Genomic DNA, 16,409 nt, shown 5'->3' on the forward strand with positions numbered 1-16,409 from the left:
GTCCGACAATACTGGCGTCGGCCGACACATTCCGCGTGTCGGGATCAGTTGGGTAGCTACTTCAGCCGCGCGTGCATCAGATACACGTTGTAGCTGTCCCACTCCGAAATCGTGAAGTACAGGTCCTTGTCGGTGGACCACGGGTGGATGAAGCCGCCGTACGCCTTGGGATAGTCGACCGTGTTAAGCAGCGGTGCACCGTCCGACCAGATGCCTTGCGGACTGGCCGCGTTGCGAATCAGAATCGCACCGCGCACCGTGTCGAGGGTGCTCAGCTGCCACAGTTTGGCGCTCTGGTCGTAGCGAACCGACAGCTCGCTGGCGATGCCGGACATGATCGGCGTCGCATCGTTCTTGTCGGTCGGCGCCCACGTTCCGTTGACCCAGTACTGGTAGGCCGTGGTGTTGAGGACGTCCTTCTTCAGCACCCGCGCGAGACCCACCGAGCCGATGCGGCCGTTCGGAGTGCCGAACATGTAGACGTAGTCGCCCTGCGGAACCATCGTCGCGACCTGGAACTTGCCGAGCCCGAAGATGTTCTCCCACTTGGCATGCTGATCTTTGGTCCAGGTCTGACCGTCGTCGTCGGAGTACGCGACGCCGCCGTAGTTGGTGAACCACATGCCGGGGATGGTGCTCCAGCGATTGATCGACATGTAGCTCATGTACTGGCGATCGCCGATGGCGAAGCCGGACGTGGGGATGGTGGTCATCTCGTAGTTCTTGACCTTGCGGCTGCTGAGCAGTTCGGCGGCGTGGCAGGGGCTGTCCTGCACCATGGAGTCGATCTTCATGCCGTCGGCGAGGTTCTTGTCGGTGCTGTGGCCGAGGACGTTGCTGCGCCAGTCGGGTCCGCCGGGCACACCGAACTTCCAGCCCTTGCCGAACGTGTCGCCGAATGCGACCGCCACCTCGCCGGGCTTCGATTCCCACATCAGTCCCAGATCGGTGCCGTCGACGCCGTAGCGCTTGTCGGTGCGGTTCTCGGATCCGTGGCCGGTGAGCTGCTGGACGAAATTGACGCCCTCGGCGGCGGGTGCCGCAACCGGTGGCGTGACCGGTCCGGCCTCGGCCGGGTTCACGACGGGGGGCGGAGCCGGCTGCGGATCCGGTCCGGGGCCGCCTGGAACGGGAATCGGGATGGGCTCCGCTTCCGGCCTGATCTGAATTTGCGGGATCCGGAACGTTCCCGATCCGGACGACACCGCAGGTCCCGGTGCTTGCTGGTCGTCGGGTTTGTCGGTGACGTCGGGGCACGGGTTCTTGCACGGATCGGTCGGCAGCGGTCCGGGCTTGATTCGGGTGTTGTCCGGTCGTGGGCCGGGCTCGGGCACCGGAACGATCTTCGGATACGGAATCGGGATGTCGATGTTCGGCGGAACGGGCGGGATCAGCGGCGCGGGCGGCGCCTTGGGATCGGGCTGGCGAACGACGGGATCGAAGCCCACCTCACCGCACGAATTCACCGGTGGTGGCGCGTATGGAAGTGGTGCGGCCGAGCTCGGTGCGGCCAACGCGCACACCGCAGCTACGACGCACAGTCCTGTGCCAACTCGCTGGAGCACGATCTCCCCTTGTCACCCACATTGGTCGCCCCCGAGCGAACCGGTCGCAAGAAACTTAGCATCGGCAAGCGATTTGGGTGCTGCGGCCGGCGATATCGGACAAATGGTCCAGTATTGTTTCGTGGTCGTGAGTCGGCCAACAGGTTCGCTTACGATCGCTGACCATGGAGGGCGTTGGGGGGTCTCCCGGATCAGACCTGTCGGTCGTTCCGGACGATGTACCGGCGGTCGGCCGCTATGCCTATGAAATGGCGCAAAACCTGAAGTCTGCACTGGAATCGGCTGGCCACGACGTCGATTCGCTGACCTCGGGAGGCTGGCGGAGCGGTGCGGCGGATTCCTATGCGGCGGGCTGGAAGGAGTGCTTCGACGGCGGCACGCGGATCTTCGATGCGTTGACGCAGATGGCCGACAAGTTGGGCGTGAACGCGGACAACTATCGGCGTCGAGACGACAGTTCCGCGTCCAGCTTCACCGGTCTCAACATGGGTGGGGCGGCGTCGCGACCGGAGCGTTCAAGGTCGATCTGGATCACCTCGACGAGACGGTGACCAGACTTGATAGAGCGCGCACGGCGAATACACGTCGGCGATGACTACCAACGCACGCATGTTGGGTGGCGGCTGAGCATGGTCGACATCGATCCGCAGCACGACGTGGGCGAAATCGAGTGCAGGCTGGAGGAACCCGTGAGCTTTGTCTTGGACGGGCTGCGGGAGCGTGACCGAGAAGTCATCGTCGCTCTGCTCGAGCAACGCAAGCCGGAGCTGCTGGCCTCGTTTCGGGCCGAGGAGGAGCCGACGTTGCAGCAGCAGGACGAGATGATCGATCTTCTCGGCGACGCCTTTTCCGAAAACCTCGGTCCGGGTCACTTACCTACCGAACGGGGAGTCGAGATCGACAACGCCTTGGGTGCCTTTCTGACGCGCTGGCCATCCGAGGCGCTGGAACCCGGTTCGTGATTGCGATGGCAATCAACTTTCGGCCAACAGACCAACATCGACGACTTGCCGCAGCCCTACTCGCCGGCGTGACGTCGCTCCGCGATGACGTAGTCGCCGGTCGGCCACCCGACGCACCTGTGCGTCCGGGAATCGAGGACATGTTGGACGGGCTTGTCGAATTCCTGACCGCGAATGCGGCAACCGGGTCGGTGTGGCTGCAATGCCGATCGACTACTACCTCCAAATAGCTTCGACTGCACCATCATCCGAGGTGGTGGGGATCCTGGTCGATGGCGCCGCAATCGTATCGCCGTAAAACCTATCGATGGTCCGAAGGTTGAGCAGCGTCCGTGCTGCGAGCTCGTCGAACTTCTGATCGCGAACTCAGCGACTGGTACGTCGTGAATTGAGTGTGATAGCGATCAACGCGAGTACGTAGATTCCGGCGGTCACCAGCACGACCGCCAACGACTTCCCATCTTGTGGAATCACCGTCGCCGACACCGCGATCGCGAGGACGAATGCGATATTGAAAACGGTGTCCTGCAGGGCGAATACCTGACCGCGGCGGTCGTCGTCGATCTCGATCTGCATGGCCGCATCTCCGGTCAGTTTGATGACCTGGCCGGCCAACCCCAAGAAGAAGGCGCCGAGCAGCAGCATCTGTTGAGTCAGCATCCCGATGATGCCGATCTGCACCAGAGTCGCGAATATCAAAGCGACGGTGATGGTTCGCGCGCGCCCGAGTCGGGGGATCACGATCGGGGCGACAACGGCCGCGAGCAGCATGCCTGCCGCGGCAGCCGCAATCCCGACTCCGAATCCGACGAGTCCGCCGGGCAGCTTGCTGTCGTCGGCGCGCAGCATCAACACCATGATCAGCGAGTCGGCACCGAAAACGATGCGGTGTGCGCCGATTCCGATCATCGCTGTGGTGACACTTGTGTTCTGCCACACGGCGATCGCGCCCGTGTGCAAGCCGGCTGCGACGGCGCGAACCGCTCGAAATCCGCTCGTGCCAATAGTTTCCGCCGACGGACCGAGAGCACGAGCCGGGAACCGCGCTGCCGCAACAGCACCGATCACGGACCCGGCGGCGCTACCGATCACTGCGACACCCGATCCGACGTCTCCTTGACCGACCACAGCGATCACCACGACCGACGTCGCCGCACCCAGCCCGGCAATTCCGGATGCGACGGTCGCCAAGATCGAATTCATCGGCACCAACCACGATTGCCGAACTACGTGTGGCAGCGACGCCGACACCCCAGACAGCACGAACCGGCTGATGCCCACGGCGGTCAAGGCCAACAGCAGAATCGGGCCCTCGCCTATGCCGCCGATCAGCAAGCCGGCGACGACGACGATGACCAGACCACGAAGGATGTTGGCGATGACGAGAACCGCGCGGCGATCCCAACGGTCGAGCAGTGCGCCGGCGAACGGTCCGACTATCGAATACGGCAGCAACAGCACGGTGAAGCCGGCGGCGATCGCCAGCGGGTCGGTCTGCCGCTCGGGGTTGAACAAGATCGCGCCGCTGAGGGCAGCCTGAAACATGCCGTCGCCGAACTGACCCGCGAAGCGCACGGTCGACAGTCGTGCAAGGCCGGGGCTGCCGTGGACGGCGGAGCGAAATCGTTCGCGGGTCCATCGCCGCTCGATCTCTTGCTCTGCCACGAAAAGGACACTATCCAGCGTTGGCGCACACGGTCGCATTTGGATCGAGGGGCAGTAGTTCGCCCCGGCGTACTTCGAAAGTTCGTGTCGGTGGGTGGCGATAGTATTCGCACATGAGTTCGATAGTGGGTGAAATGGCGTTCAGCGATACCGATATCGCTGACGCACTCACTGCTGTCGATGCTGGGATGGCCGCGCTAGCCGGATCGGCGACGGATGCGTTGTCGAATCGGGACCGTGTCCTCGTGTTGCAACAGATGGAAACCTGGTTCCGGATGATCCCCGGGATCGGGCACACGATGATCAACCAGCTGCACGAACAACGCGGTGACGGCACCGTCGGTGAAGCCAACGTCTATCAACTGTTGCAGTCGGCGTTACGGATTTCCCCGACCGACGCCGCACGACGGGTACGGGCAGCGAAAGACCTCGGGGTGACGACCACGATGACCGGGGAACAGGTGGCACCCGATCTGGTGAACACTGCTGCCGCGCAACGCGACGGTGCTGCCGGTACCGATCATGTGCGGGTGATCCGCCGCTTCCTGCACCAGCTGCCGGCCGCGGTCGATACTGGTACCCGGGCGCAGGCGGAAGCCGAGTTGGCCGGGTTGGCGCGGGAGTTGCGGCCCGACGAGTTGGGTAGAGCGGCGGAACGGTTGGCGGTCTACCTCAACCCGGACGGGACGCTGGCCGATGAGAACGATCGCGCGAGGCAACGCTGTTTCCGGATGGGTCCGCAAGGGCCGGACAAGATGTCGAAAGGCAGCTTCGTTGCCGACCCCGAACTACGCGCCTATTTGGAAGCGGTCTTCGCGAAGTACGCGAAACCCGGTGTGTGCAATCCGGAGGATCCGGCCCCGACCGTCGACGACGACCCCGAACCCGCGGTCGCGCAACGCGATACCCGCTCTACCGGCCAACGCCAGCACGACGCACTCAAAGCGATGTGCCGGGCGATGCTCGCCTCCGGGCAGCTCGGTCAGCATCGTGGACTACCGGTGACCACGATCATCAGCATGACCCTGCAGGAGTTGGAGACTGCGTCGGGTGTCGCCGTCACCGGTGGCGGCAGCCTGATCCCGATCCGCGACGCCTTACGGATGGCGCGGCACGCGCACCATTACCTCGCAATTTTCGACGACCGTGGTCGACCGTTGTACCTCGGCCGGAGCAAACGTGTCGGATCCGGTAATCAACGGATCGTGTTGCATGTTGCCGATGGTGGCTGCACGTTCCCCGGCTGCCCGAAGCCCGGCTACCTCTGTCAAACCCACCACGGGCGAAAGGACTGGGCGCAGGGGGGTGAAACCAATATCGACGAACTGACCTTCGCGTGCGACGAACACCACCCGCTGGCCGGAGCTGCTGACACCGACTGGCACACCATCATCGCCGGACCCGACGACCCCTACCCAGGACGCACGTACTGGATACCACCCACACATATCGACCCAACCCGAAAACCCAGAATCAATCACTACCACCACCCCGGCGAATATCTGACCGGGCCTGGATGACTGGAGTGAAGAATGTCCGTTGGGGAGGAACCATCTGGCGGCTCGGTGCGTCGGATAGGTTGATGGGAATTTTGACCGGTGGGTATCGCGGTGACACGTGTCCTGCACCCAGCCGACAAGTGACGCCGCATTCGGGAGGATGACGTGGAAGTTTCGGTGGACGACCTGCGCCGGGCGGCGGGAACGATGAATGGACTCGCGGCCGACGTCGCGCCTTCGGTGTCAGATGGGCTGCTCTGGCCGACGGAAGTAATGCCCGGATCGGCAACGGCAGCCGCTTTGGGCCGGTCACCTGCTGCAAAGACGCAGGCGTGCACGGTGATGCAGGGCAGATATCACGAAATGGGTGATCTGCTGACGGCGTCTGCGAACAACTATCACGGCACCGACGAAGACGCGGCCCGGCGGTTGGACGCCATGGGCGACTTGAACGCTGGATAACGGGAGGTACTGGTGGGGGCACCGACGCGAACTCAGGTCACGGGCTGGAATGCGGGACCAGTGGGTCAGGTTCCGGCAATCGTTGCGCCGACGGTGACGGCTATCGACACCGCAGCCGACAGTATGCTTCGCACGATCGACGGACTTGCGTGGTCCGGCGCAGCGAAGAACGCCGCGGACGGTCGGGCGGACAACGAGAACCGGCAGATGCGCAAGGTCGGATCAGCCTTCGACGACTTGGCCGTTGCCTGCAAGAACGGCGCCGCGGCGATGAGCCCGATGATCACCGACCTGCAGACAAGCGCGACCAGTCTCGAAGGTGACACCTTCAAGGTCGCCGACGATTGGTCTGTCACCGATCAGAACGACTACCAGGCGAAGTTCGCGGCATGTGGCGAGAACCAGCGGGCGATCGATTCGATCACACAGTTACAGCAGCGACGCGCTGAAGAGGCAAAGAACGACACGGTGCGGTTGCAGCGCTTGGCGGAGTCCCTCGGTGTGGCAGACCGGGCCTGCGGTCAGGCAATCGATGCCGCCAACGACGGGATCCGGTCGTTGGCGCCGGTGGCTGCGGGGCTGTCTGCCACTCTCGCGTCGCGCGACTTCGACGACTTGCACAACGGCAAGGCCACTCCCGAAGAACTCGATCGAATCCACACTGCGGCACAGCTTTCGAGTGAGCAGCGCGATGCGTTGGCGCACGGACGGCCCGCCACCATGTCGCAGGGCCAGTTCGACTACCTCAACAGATTCCTGCGCACACAGGACGGGATGAGCGTCGACGACATCGCTCACCTCGGATCGAATCTTCCTCCCGCGCAACAAAAACAGCTCGAGTCCGACCTCGCGAACAGCATGCAGCTCATGTCGAATCCAAGCGTGCACACGGCGAGTATGTCGGCGGCGGGGCAGGCGCCGTCGATGATCGATCATGGCGGCATGGACCGATTGCCCACGCAGGTAAGGACATTGGTCACCGAGAATCCTGTGGATGCGTGGAGTTCGACGCTGACCAAGGATGGGACTGGCTTCGCGCCGGGGAGCAGCACCCGCGTGAGCGGTGTGGAGATTGCTCGTTCGGGCGACTTCAAGTCGCTGAACAACATCCTGGGAGCCGGCGACAAAAGCATGGCGGAAGGTTCCGACCTCGATCGTGGGCTGATCAAGCAGGCATCGGAAATAGCCAGCGCAACAAAGGATCCCAACACCTTCGTCGGGTCGCTCGGCGATGCGAAGTTTGCCTACGACCAGAATCCCGGTTCGTTCGCCGGAGCCGACCACGGGCAGAAGGATGCGAACCAACTCGCGAGCAACATGCTCGGCCAGGCGAGTTCGGACCGCACCGCCATCCACGACGCCTTCACCGGAACGAACATGGACGTCACCTGCGATCGGGGCGGGCACTACAACGCGACGTCGCACATCGACGGACTGCTGAATCACGACTGGCAGGGCCATGATCAGGGCATCGGCAAGGTGCTCGGTTCGATCAGCGACAACGCCGCGTCGACCGACCCGTTCGTCAACCAGCAGACGGGCCAGTCAGCGCATGCGCTCGCTCAGTACGTCGGAACCCACAAGGAAGCCTTGCTAGATCTCCATCCGGGGAGCCAAGGGATTTTCGATGATCCGGGTAAGCAGTCGATCGGTGCGCTGAACCCGAAAATGACGCAAGCGCTCGGAGGTGCGTTGGCGCACTACATCCCGAACATGGTCGGGGTCGAGGATGCTTTGGTGCAGAGTCACGGATTCGAGACGATGTCCAGCGGCGATGTGAAGGACGTGTTCGCCGTCGTCGACACCGACAAGCACGCAGCCGTCAGCTTCAATGACGCTGCTTATGCGTCGATTTCACAGCTGGATCGGCAGTTCGGCATCGGTGGTGGTGAACACTCCGCGCTCGGCGAGTTCGCGGGGCGTATCGACTGGGCAGCGCAGAGCGGAATGAACGAAGAACTGGCCAGCCGAATCCATGACGCGGGCGAGCTCGACAAAGCGAAATCGGATATCTGGGATTCGGTGAAAGAGGGCGTCTCGTTCGGCGTCGGCAAGGTCCCGGTGATCGGCGAGGGTGCGTCGCTGGGCGTCGATATGAGTGCGCCGGAGGCGAAGTCGTGGTTGCTCGGCTCGGTACCGGATCAGCATGCGCAAGTCGATATCGGCATGCGCGGATCGTCGGCCAGCCAGAACTACAACATTTTGCAAGGGTTGGCGTTGTCGCCGGATCATCAGGATGTGGTGCATGATCCGAATGTGGGTAGGTACTTCGACGGGGACGGTGGGCTGAAGCCGTTCGACGATATTTCCAAGCAGGGGCTAGCACCTGAATTCAACGAGTACATGCGAGATTACTTGCCGCATTTGGCCGACTACCAGCTTGCATGGATCACGGGCAATGATCCGAGGAATTGGTTGGGTAAGTGATATTCAAGGTGGGGCGTGGTTCGTTGTGGACGTCTGTGGCGTGCGTCGTGATGCTAGCTGCGGTGGGATGTGGAGGGAGCTCGACGCAACAACAAATCGAAACTTATCGCGTGCCGAGCAATGTCAAATACAACTACGTCTGGTCTGCGGCTCCCGGGATAGATCTACGTTCCGCCGCCGCCGCGGTTGCGCGCGCGTTCACCGAGTCGATGCGCATCACGTTGCAAGGAGACCTCAACGCGGGCTATCCCGGGTACGACCGGGCAATAGCTCGTCTGGCGAATATGCATTTCAGTCCCGCTGACCTGCCTGTTCTTCAGGTGGACGGTACCTACTACATGCACTTGTTACGACTGGAGCTGAGTGCCGACGGAGTTCGGCACGCGGTGATCTGTTCCTGGAGAAACGGTCTCGGCTACACCGAGGGGAACACGTACTCGTCTAGCAGTGCCCTTCCTGGACTTTGGGTGGAGGCATCCACGATCGATATGCGGCCGAAGTCTGCGGATTCAACTATCGACAGTGCGCCATTAATCGGTCCGGCAAGGGCACCGGTGACCGACATTTTCGCGGGCTGGACCTTTCCGTCTGCTGATCTGGTATCCGCGTCGGACGAACAGGCGTGCCAGGCGCTCACTGACACAACAATTCCACCCGAGTACCGGGCCACCACTACGCGAAAACTCGATCACCCGATGCCCACCTTGCCGCCGACGCCAGGTTGGCCGGCATCGAGTTGATCGCCGACCTTTAAGCGCGAGACCGAACAAATGGTCGAGGTCCGCGCCGCTTCTGCCACCATTTCTTCGGTGTCGAGGCAAGGAATATCCGTTTCGATGGAACCGGACAGACGCTGAACGCGTCGGATAGGTTGATGGGCGTTTCGACCGAGGAGGGACCGCATGACCGACGTTGGGCAGGGCGACGCCATCGCGATGTACAACGCTGCGGTTAGCGGGACTCTCAAGATCGACCCGCTTGTAGCGCAGGTTTGTGCTTCGCACTGCGCTGAGCTCGCTGGGATGTTCGCCGACCAAGCGGTGGCTGCGGCTGATCTCTCACACTCTTCAGGATTCGGCGGATTCGCGTCATCGCATGAATTGCAATCTGGTTTCGGTCGGAAGGGGCAAGAAGCCGTCGATATGATTCACGCGTATCGCGAAGCTGCGTTTCGGTTCGAGGCAGCTTTCCTTGCTGCGGGGCAATTGTTCGAAGAGGCTGATGCTGCCAATTCACGGGCCCTTGCGTCGATTCAGCCGAGTTCAACATGAGTAGACGTCTGCAACTCGTAGTCGTGGTCTGTTGCGCCGCGCTCGTTGGTTGCGGGTCGTCAGCGACGGCTCCCTCCTCTAGTGCTGGGAGCTCTGCACCCTCGCTGCCGTCGAACTCTTCGATTTTGGCGAACCCCAACTTCAAACCACCACAGCAACATAACCAAGGTGGCCGACCCGATGTCACCTACGACCCGTGCTTACGGATCGACGACGCGACTGTCCGCGCGATGGGGTTTGATCCGGCGTCGCGAGCGCGTGACGATTTCGTATCGGAGTACACATTCCTCGAATGCAAATTCAAGTCGGCGCTGCGCTATCTAACAATCAAGTCGGGGAATATCACGATGGAGCAGGAGCGCGAGCGGTACACAGGCATGTTCGAAAACCTCGATATCAATGGGCGAGAAGCGATAATTGTTCGCGAACCCAATGCCAACGACACGTGCGCGCTGAATATGCGAACCAATCAAGGTTACGTACGTATCGCAACGGTACTGACAGTTGATGCGCTCGTGCAGAAAATCGGCCGTTGCGACGGCATCGCCGATATTGCAAAGGCTGTAGAGCCGACAATCGGAGAGGGTAAGTAGCGGAGGCCGATCCGAGCGGGCTCCAGAAGTTGGAGCGATGCGCCGAGGATGCCAACCAACGAGGGCGATCTCCGAATCAAGATATTTCTCAGTACCGACGCTCTGGTGCGAAATGTCGGTGCATGCGACGACATCGTAAGGATCGCAAAGGTCATCGAACCGACCATCGGACAAGGGAAGTAGCTAGGCCGAGGCCACAGCAAGATCGGCACCCACCGCTCGGCGTAGTCGTGAGGAATCTCCGGCCGAAGGGAACCGGGCAACCTTTCCATGCGTCGGATAGGTTGATGGGTGTTTTGACCGAGGGGGATCGAGATGACTGACGTGGGGCAGGGCGACGCCATCGCGATGTACAACGCTGCCGTCGGTGGGACGTTGAAGATTGAGCAAGGGGTGGCACAGGCGTGCGCGACTAGATGCGAAGAGCTTTTTGGCGTCTTCGACGATCAAATGGAAGTAGCGCAGCGGTTGTCGCACAACAGCGGATTTGGCGGGTTTGGGTCGGCTCGCGAGCTACAGGTCGGCTTCGATGGAAAGGGCCATGAGGCCGTCACTATGCTTCGCGCCTACCGCGAAGCGGCACTGAGGTTTCAAGCGGCATTCCTCGCGGCCGGGCAACAGTTCGACGCCGCCGATGCGATCAACGCACGAGTTCTGGGATCCGTTGCGCAAGGGATCGACTCATGAAACCTTGCTGGTTAGTCGTGGCGTTGGTTGCTGGTGGCGCCTTGACCGGGTGTGGCTCGAATGAAACGAGTTCGCAGCAGCCGCATACATCGCCCGAGTCGGCATCGACGGTTGCCGCCCCGGCCACGCTGACAGCCAGGCAGTACCAGCCACCGAAGCAGCGCAATCAGGGTGGCCGGCCCGACGTCGTGTACGACCCGTGCACGTATGTGAACGATGAAACAATCAAGGCACTCGGATTGGACCCTGCGAGCAGGGAACGTGATGACTTTCTCGCTGAGTACACGATTTTCGATTGCAAGTTCAAATCGACGGTGCGACGGGTGACCATTTCTTCGGGCAACATCACGATGGAGCAGGAGCGAACGCGGTACGCGGGAATGATCGAAAACCTGACCGTCAATGGTCGTGAAGCAATGATTGTGCGCGAACCCGAGGAAGTTCCCGAGTCGTGCGCACTGAATATGAGGACGGATCAGGGGATCGCGAGGATCTCGACCCTTCTGACCGTCGAAGGCCTTTACCAGAAACTAGACCGCTGCGACGGCATCGTCGATATCGCCAAAGCTGTTGAGCCAACTATCGGCAAGGGAAAGTAGCCATGAGCGATCCGATAGATATCCTTGCTCCCGGCGCCAAAGCTGCTGCAAATACAGAGCAGTGGTCGCAGTCGATTGCACGGCAAGAGAGCGAACGCGGCGCGCGCGAGGCCGCGTTGGGTCGCGATGTCGACCCGCAGTACGTGACGAGCATGGAGAACTTCGAAGGCCTCTCACATGCTGAGATGTACAAGGGCGCACAGGAAATGATGCCGGGCACCATCAACGAGGCCGTCGGCAAGTGGGGCAACATCGGAACGGCGATCACCTTTGCCAACGCCCGATTCAAGCAAGGCATCGAGACTGCGATGGCTGGCAAGTGGGAAGGTGTGGCAGCCGATGCTGCTACGCGTTCGGTGGCCACCTTCGCCAGCTCGTGCGACACGTTCCAGGGGAGCGTCTACGCAATCACCGACCGGCTGATGGAGGTCGGTCAAGCCGCACAAATCGTCAAGACTTCCGTCCCACCTCCACCAATTTCGAATCCGCTGCAAGTCATCGCTGGTCTACCCAATGTCGCTGCGGCAGAAGCGCAGAAAGCCGCGGAAGAGGCTGCGCATCGTGAAGCCGTTCGCATCATGACGACGCACTACCAACCGACCTACCAGAACGCAGGCGACAACGTCCCGCGTTTTACTGCGCCCCAGGGCATTCCCTCCGCGGATGGCGGCGGTGGAGTCGGCGGCAGCGGCACTGGTGGCAGCGCGAGCGGCCAGGGCGGATCCGGCACCACCGGCCTCGGGCCGACGGGCACCCAGGCGCACGATCAGCAGTCCGGCGACCAGCAAGCGGGCAACACAAACCCCGCCGCCGACAGCCAAGCCGGCAACCAACAAGGCAACCAACAGAGCAACCAACAAGGCGATCAAGCAGGCGATCAATCCGGCAGCCAAGGTGACTCGACCCATGCCGCAAACGCGGCTGACGGTCAATCAGGCAACCAAGCTGCCAACGCGCCCGGCACGAATCAGAACGCCGATGCAGGCCGCAACCCAAGCTCCACCGGTGGCGCGAATCCCTATGGCTCCGGCGGACTTTCCGGGCTCACGGGTGGTGGTGCAGGCGGACTCGGCCGCGGCACCGGCGGCCTGGGCAGTGGAGGCCTCTCGGGCGCAGGTGCGAAAGGCAGCCTCACGCCGAGCGGATTACCCGGCAGCGCAACAGGTCCCGAGGGCAAGCCAGGCGCGGGGGGCGTTGCTGCCGGACGCCCCGGAGCCCCCGGTGCCGGTGGCATGCATCCTGGCGGACGCAAGGGCAAGGGCGAAGACGACGACGAACACAAGATTCCGAGCTACCTCGTCAACGTCGACAACGGCAACGAACTCATCGGGAAGATGCCGCCCGCAGCACCGCCCGTCCTCGGAGCATACGAGCCGGAATGAGATGGACCTTCACGCCCGACGAGTTCATGCACGTCTGGGCCGAGACCGACCTGGACCGATATCCGCACCCGCTGCGACTGATGTCGGCCTACCGGCTGTTGTCGGATTTCGAAGTCGCCAAACAGGAGATCGCCGGTCGGCTCCGGCACGGCCACGACTCCGATCTCTCTGTGGCACTGCGCATCATGGCGATTGCGGAAACCCGCATCACCATCACCGGTGAGGAAGGTATTCCGCCGCAAGACATTCGGATGCTCGGCGGCAGCATCGGTTCGATGGGCGTCGTCGTTCGGCAGTGCCCAGGCCCGACTGGAGCGGTCACCATCGTGCTCGGCCCCGCCGACGAGGTACCCTCCCGCATGGTCGACGCTCTCACCAGCCGACCGAAGGGGCGCCTGGCCCCGATGACCGAAACCTTCGACCGTGTTCGCGATTCGCAGGCACCGGTGATGGCGTCGGCTGCCGCGAACAAGTCGGCCGGAATGCAGATTCGCCGCCTGCTGAAATCCCCCCGTGACTGCACCGGCCGAGTGGTGGTGACGCGGCACGCGAATGCCGGCACCCCGAGCCCGATCGAATACATCAGCTGGATGGACATCGCAGGCGACGGTCGATACCTGATTCGGCAGAGCAGCGAAATCGAGGTAGTCCCCTGTTCCGACGACTACCTCGTCACGGAGCTCGCGAGGCTGTCGGGAATGCGCGAGCGCGCTCGCCATCGGCGCGGCTAACCTCTGCGCGCCTGCCACCACTCGACCGTCGTCTTCGCGGCGTCCGCCAATGGCGTGGGAGCCAGCCCCAACTTCTGCTCGCTTCGGCTCGAGTCGATGACGAATGGCTTGGCGAACATGTATGCCGTCTCGGCAAGTTCCTTCGCCTCCGACGACGCGACGCCGGCCGCCCGCAGCACCCACACCGGGATCGCAGACATCTTCGGTGCCGCAACTCCGCCGGCCGCCGCGAAAGTCTCGATGAGCTGGCGTTGCGTCACCGCAGGCGCGGTGGGCGCATGCAACACGGTGTTCCACACAGAGCGATCGTGTGCGGCCGCGATCATGGCTGCGGCGTAGTCGGGAATGTAGGTGAACGAGTGCGGCTGATCCAAGCTCGCGATCACCCGCATGGTCTTGCCGTCCAGAATCGTCGGCACCATCCGCTCCCCCGCATGGGCGGTCAGCACCTGCGGACCGAAGAAGTCCGACGCGATCACGCTGACCGTCGGCGTCGACGACGCCTCCCGTGCGCGCAGCAACTCCGCTCGCACACCGAGCTTTCCGACGGTTGCGTTGCGCGGCATGTCCTCGGTCATCGGCTGATCGACCTCGCCGTACGAATACAAGCTTTCGGGGAAGACCACCACCGCTCCCGCTCGACCTGCTGCGTCGAGCACCACCTTCTCGGCTGCAGGCAGCTCGGCCCGCCAGGTCTTCGCCGAATACGCCGATCCGTGAATGCAATGGAACACGGCGACGGCGCCGTCGAAAGCGTCGTCGAGCTGATCGGGCTTCGAGACATCCACCCTGCGTCGCTCGATCAGCGGGTGCTCCGGTCCGCTACCGGACCTGGTGAGAACGCGAACGCTGTGACCCTGCTCGGCGAGCTGTTGCGCAACGGTCCAGCCGACCGGTCCCGCTCCTGTGACTACGTGAAGTTCCGACATGATGTCTCCTCGAATATACGTGAGCAGTGCTCTCGGTTCGAGACCAACATTGCGCCCTGCTAGCTGCAATGTCAAGAGCAGCGCTCTCTTTTGTTGACACTGCTCCCATCAGCAAGCAGGCTGAAGCACATGACAGGCACCCCACGCGAACGAGCCCGCGCCCAGACGATGGAGGACATCCTTCGGATCGGCCGCGAACACCTGGCGGTACACGGCGCCGCGGCGATGTCGTTGCGCGCGGTCGCCCGCGACCTCGGCGTGGTGTCGTCGGCGGTGTATCGCTACGTCAAGAGTCGCGACGAACTTCTCACGTTGCTGGTCGTCGACGGCTACAACGAGTTGGGTGACCGTGTCGACCACGCTGTCGGCACCGCTGACGCCAAGGACTTCGCCGAACAATTCCGCGCGATCGGCCGCGCCGTACGTAAGTGGGCGATCGCCGAACCCGCGCGGTACGCACTTCTCTTCGGCAGCCCGGTTCCTGGGTACAGCGCTCCCGCCGAGCAGACGACCGGGCCCGGCACTCGGGTGATCGTTGCGTTGATGAGCCTCTACCAACGCGCCGCCGACGCCGATGCCATCAAGCTCACGGACATATCCACCGTGCCGCCGTCGCTATCGGCAAACTTCGACACTATTCGCGAGTTCTACGGGCTGACCACACCCGACGACCTGATCGCCCGCGGAGTCCTAGCCTGGGCGGCGATGTTCGGCGCCGTGAACTTCGAGGTGTTCGGCCAGTACGGTCCGGATACGTTTTCCGATCCAGCAGCCTTGTACGAGCACAACCTGAATGTCCTGGTCGAGACCGTCGGGTTGGGCTGAAATCAGCAGGCGCGCAGGCGACACGCGCTGTTGGCGGACACGGCTACCGGGTCGGTGCCATGATGGTTGAGTGGCACAGGCAGAAGATCCCGAAGATCGCATGGCATGGGGTGAACGTAGCGACGGCGGCTTGTCGCGTGACGACTCCGGTGACGCGTATTTCGACAAGTCGTATGTAGACGAACCGCTCGTCCACGAGCTGGTGCGGCCCGGCAGCCTGTTGGTTTCGTCGACCGAATTGGTCGAACCGTCCTTTCGCCGGACCGTGGTCTACGTCATCGAACACAACGATTCCGGCAGCCTTGGCGTCGTCCTCAATCGCCCGAGCGACACCGCTGTTCACAATGTTCTGCCCAAATGGTCCGATCTGGCGGCACGACCAAAAGCGCTGTTCGTCGGCGGTCCAGTGAAGCGCGACGCCGCGCTGTGTCTGGCGACGCTGCGCGTCGGTGTGGACGTCGACGACGTGCCGGGGTTGCGCCGCGTCGACGGCCGCATCGCGATGGTGGACCTCGATTCGGATCCGGAGCAGATCGGGCCGCTGGTGGAGGGCGTGCGTATCTTCGCCGGGTACTCGGGATGGACCTTCGGCCAACTCGAAGGTGAGTTGGATCGAGACGACTGGATCGTCCTGTCCGGTCTGGCGTCGGATCTCGTCACGCCACCCAAGGTCGATCTGTGGGCGCAGGTCCTTCGTCGTCAACCACTGCCGCTGGCAATGCTCGCCACCCACCCGATCGACGTCGAACGCAACTGATCACGACCGGCTTCAACTCTCGCTGAACCTTTTGGTGCGCTGTACCGTTTGTTCA

The 16,409-nt window shown here is 62.6% G+C and carries 18 protein-coding genes; 15 read left to right on the forward strand and 3 right to left on the reverse strand.

The features are described 5' to 3' along the window. Positions 1-56 precede the first annotated feature (56 nt). Complete coding sequence (locus FOY51_RS03440; protein ID WP_235916079.1) at positions 57-1,565, reverse strand: glycoside hydrolase family 183 protein; 1,509 nt, start codon at positions 1,563-1,565, stop codon at positions 57-59. Positions 1,566-1,729: 164 nt separating this feature from the next. Between FOY51_RS03440 and FOY51_RS03445 the strand changes: the two genes are divergently transcribed. The 3 genes from FOY51_RS03445 to FOY51_RS03455 all read left to right on the forward strand — a co-directional run bounded on the left by FOY51_RS03445 (position 1,730) and on the right by FOY51_RS03455 (position 2,757). Continuing rightward, positions 1,730-2,116: a WXG100 family type VII secretion target gene (locus tag FOY51_RS03445; protein WP_149428754.1), complete on the forward strand. Its 387-nt coding sequence runs from the start codon at positions 1,730-1,732 to the stop codon at positions 2,114-2,116. Positions 2,117-2,194: 78 nt separating this feature from the next. After that, positions 2,195-2,527, forward strand: a complete 333-nt coding sequence (locus FOY51_RS03450) for a hypothetical protein (RefSeq protein ID WP_149428755.1) — start codon at positions 2,195-2,197, stop codon at positions 2,525-2,527. Beyond that, entirely contained in the window at positions 2,524-2,757 is a 234-nt protein-coding gene (locus FOY51_RS03455) for a hypothetical protein (RefSeq protein WP_149428756.1), read from the forward strand. Before FOY51_RS03450 ends, FOY51_RS03455 begins: the two co-directional genes overlap by 4 nt. 136 nt (positions 2,758-2,893) lie before the next feature. On the opposite strand, the gene FOY51_RS03460 is transcribed toward FOY51_RS03455, so the two are convergent. After that, positions 2,894-4,192, reverse strand: coding sequence for an MFS transporter (locus tag FOY51_RS03460; RefSeq protein ID WP_371830396.1), 1,299 nt, complete (start codon positions 4,190-4,192; stop codon positions 2,894-2,896). Between the two features lie 113 nt (positions 4,193-4,305). Between FOY51_RS03460 and FOY51_RS03465 the strand changes: the two genes are divergently transcribed. The 10 genes from FOY51_RS03465 to FOY51_RS03510 all read left to right on the forward strand — a co-directional run bounded on the left by FOY51_RS03465 (position 4,306) and on the right by FOY51_RS03510 (position 13,843). Continuing rightward, complete coding sequence (locus FOY51_RS03465) at positions 4,306-5,712, forward strand: HNH endonuclease signature motif containing protein (RefSeq protein WP_149428757.1); 1,407 nt, start codon at positions 4,306-4,308, stop codon at positions 5,710-5,712. A 144-nt stretch (positions 5,713-5,856) separates the two neighbouring features. Next, the gene (locus FOY51_RS03470) at positions 5,857-6,153 is read left to right on the forward strand and encodes a type VII secretion target (RefSeq protein ID WP_187776156.1); all 297 of its coding nucleotides are present in this window, start codon (positions 5,857-5,859) and stop codon (positions 6,151-6,153) included. A gap of 12 nt (positions 6,154-6,165) precedes the next feature. After that, positions 6,166-8,580 carry a TPR repeat domain-containing protein gene (locus FOY51_RS03475; protein WP_149428759.1) on the forward strand — a complete coding sequence of 805 codons (2,415 nt, stop codon included), beginning with the start codon at positions 6,166-6,168 and terminating at the stop codon, positions 8,578-8,580. A gap of 110 nt (positions 8,581-8,690) precedes the next feature. Further along, positions 8,691-9,320 carry a hypothetical protein gene (locus FOY51_RS03480; RefSeq protein ID WP_149428760.1) on the forward strand — a complete coding sequence of 210 codons (630 nt, stop codon included), beginning with the start codon at positions 8,691-8,693 and terminating at the stop codon, positions 9,318-9,320. Between the two features lie 162 nt (positions 9,321-9,482). Continuing rightward, entirely contained in the window at positions 9,483-9,851 is a 369-nt protein-coding gene (locus FOY51_RS03485; RefSeq protein WP_149428761.1) for a hypothetical protein, read from the forward strand. Then, positions 9,848-10,444 (forward strand): DUF3558 family protein, encoded by a 597-nt coding sequence (locus tag FOY51_RS03490; protein ID WP_149428762.1) that lies wholly within the window; start codon positions 9,848-9,850, stop codon positions 10,442-10,444. The genes FOY51_RS03485 and FOY51_RS03490 overlap by 4 nt, the downstream gene beginning before the upstream one ends. Before the next feature lie 324 nt (positions 10,445-10,768). After that, complete coding sequence (locus FOY51_RS03495; RefSeq protein WP_149428763.1) at positions 10,769-11,131, forward strand: hypothetical protein; 363 nt, start codon at positions 10,769-10,771, stop codon at positions 11,129-11,131. A 17-nt stretch (positions 11,132-11,148) separates the two neighbouring features. After that, the gene (locus tag FOY51_RS03500) at positions 11,149-11,730 is read left to right on the forward strand and encodes a DUF3558 family protein (RefSeq protein ID WP_187776157.1); all 582 of its coding nucleotides are present in this window, start codon (positions 11,149-11,151) and stop codon (positions 11,728-11,730) included. Positions 11,731-11,732: 2 nt separating this feature from the next. Further along, complete coding sequence (locus FOY51_RS03505) at positions 11,733-13,112, forward strand: hypothetical protein (RefSeq protein WP_149428765.1); 1,380 nt, start codon at positions 11,733-11,735, stop codon at positions 13,110-13,112. Then, positions 13,109-13,843, forward strand: coding sequence for an ESX secretion-associated protein EspG (locus FOY51_RS03510; protein ID WP_149428766.1), 735 nt, complete (start codon positions 13,109-13,111; stop codon positions 13,841-13,843). Before FOY51_RS03505 ends, FOY51_RS03510 begins: the two co-directional genes overlap by 4 nt. Here the strand turns inward: FOY51_RS03510 and FOY51_RS03515 are convergent. After that, entirely contained in the window at positions 13,840-14,772 is a 933-nt protein-coding gene (locus tag FOY51_RS03515; RefSeq protein ID WP_149428767.1) for an NAD-dependent epimerase/dehydratase family protein, read from the reverse strand. The two genes, FOY51_RS03510 and FOY51_RS03515, sit on opposite strands and share 4 nt — an antisense overlap. Before the next feature lie 129 nt (positions 14,773-14,901). On the opposite strand from FOY51_RS03515, the gene FOY51_RS03520 reads away from it, so the two are divergent. Next, positions 14,902-15,597, forward strand: a complete 696-nt coding sequence (locus FOY51_RS03520; RefSeq protein ID WP_149428768.1) for a TetR/AcrR family transcriptional regulator — start codon at positions 14,902-14,904, stop codon at positions 15,595-15,597. Between the two features lie 70 nt (positions 15,598-15,667). Next, on the forward strand, positions 15,668-16,354 hold the full coding sequence (locus FOY51_RS03525) for a YqgE/AlgH family protein (protein ID WP_149428769.1): 687 nt from the start codon (positions 15,668-15,670) through the stop codon (positions 16,352-16,354). The last annotated feature ends 55 nt before the right edge of the window (positions 16,355-16,409 follow it).

This window comes from Antrihabitans cavernicola, from assembly GCF_008297975.1.
GTDB lineage: Bacteria > Actinomycetota > Actinomycetes > Mycobacteriales > Mycobacteriaceae > Antrihabitans > Antrihabitans cavernicola.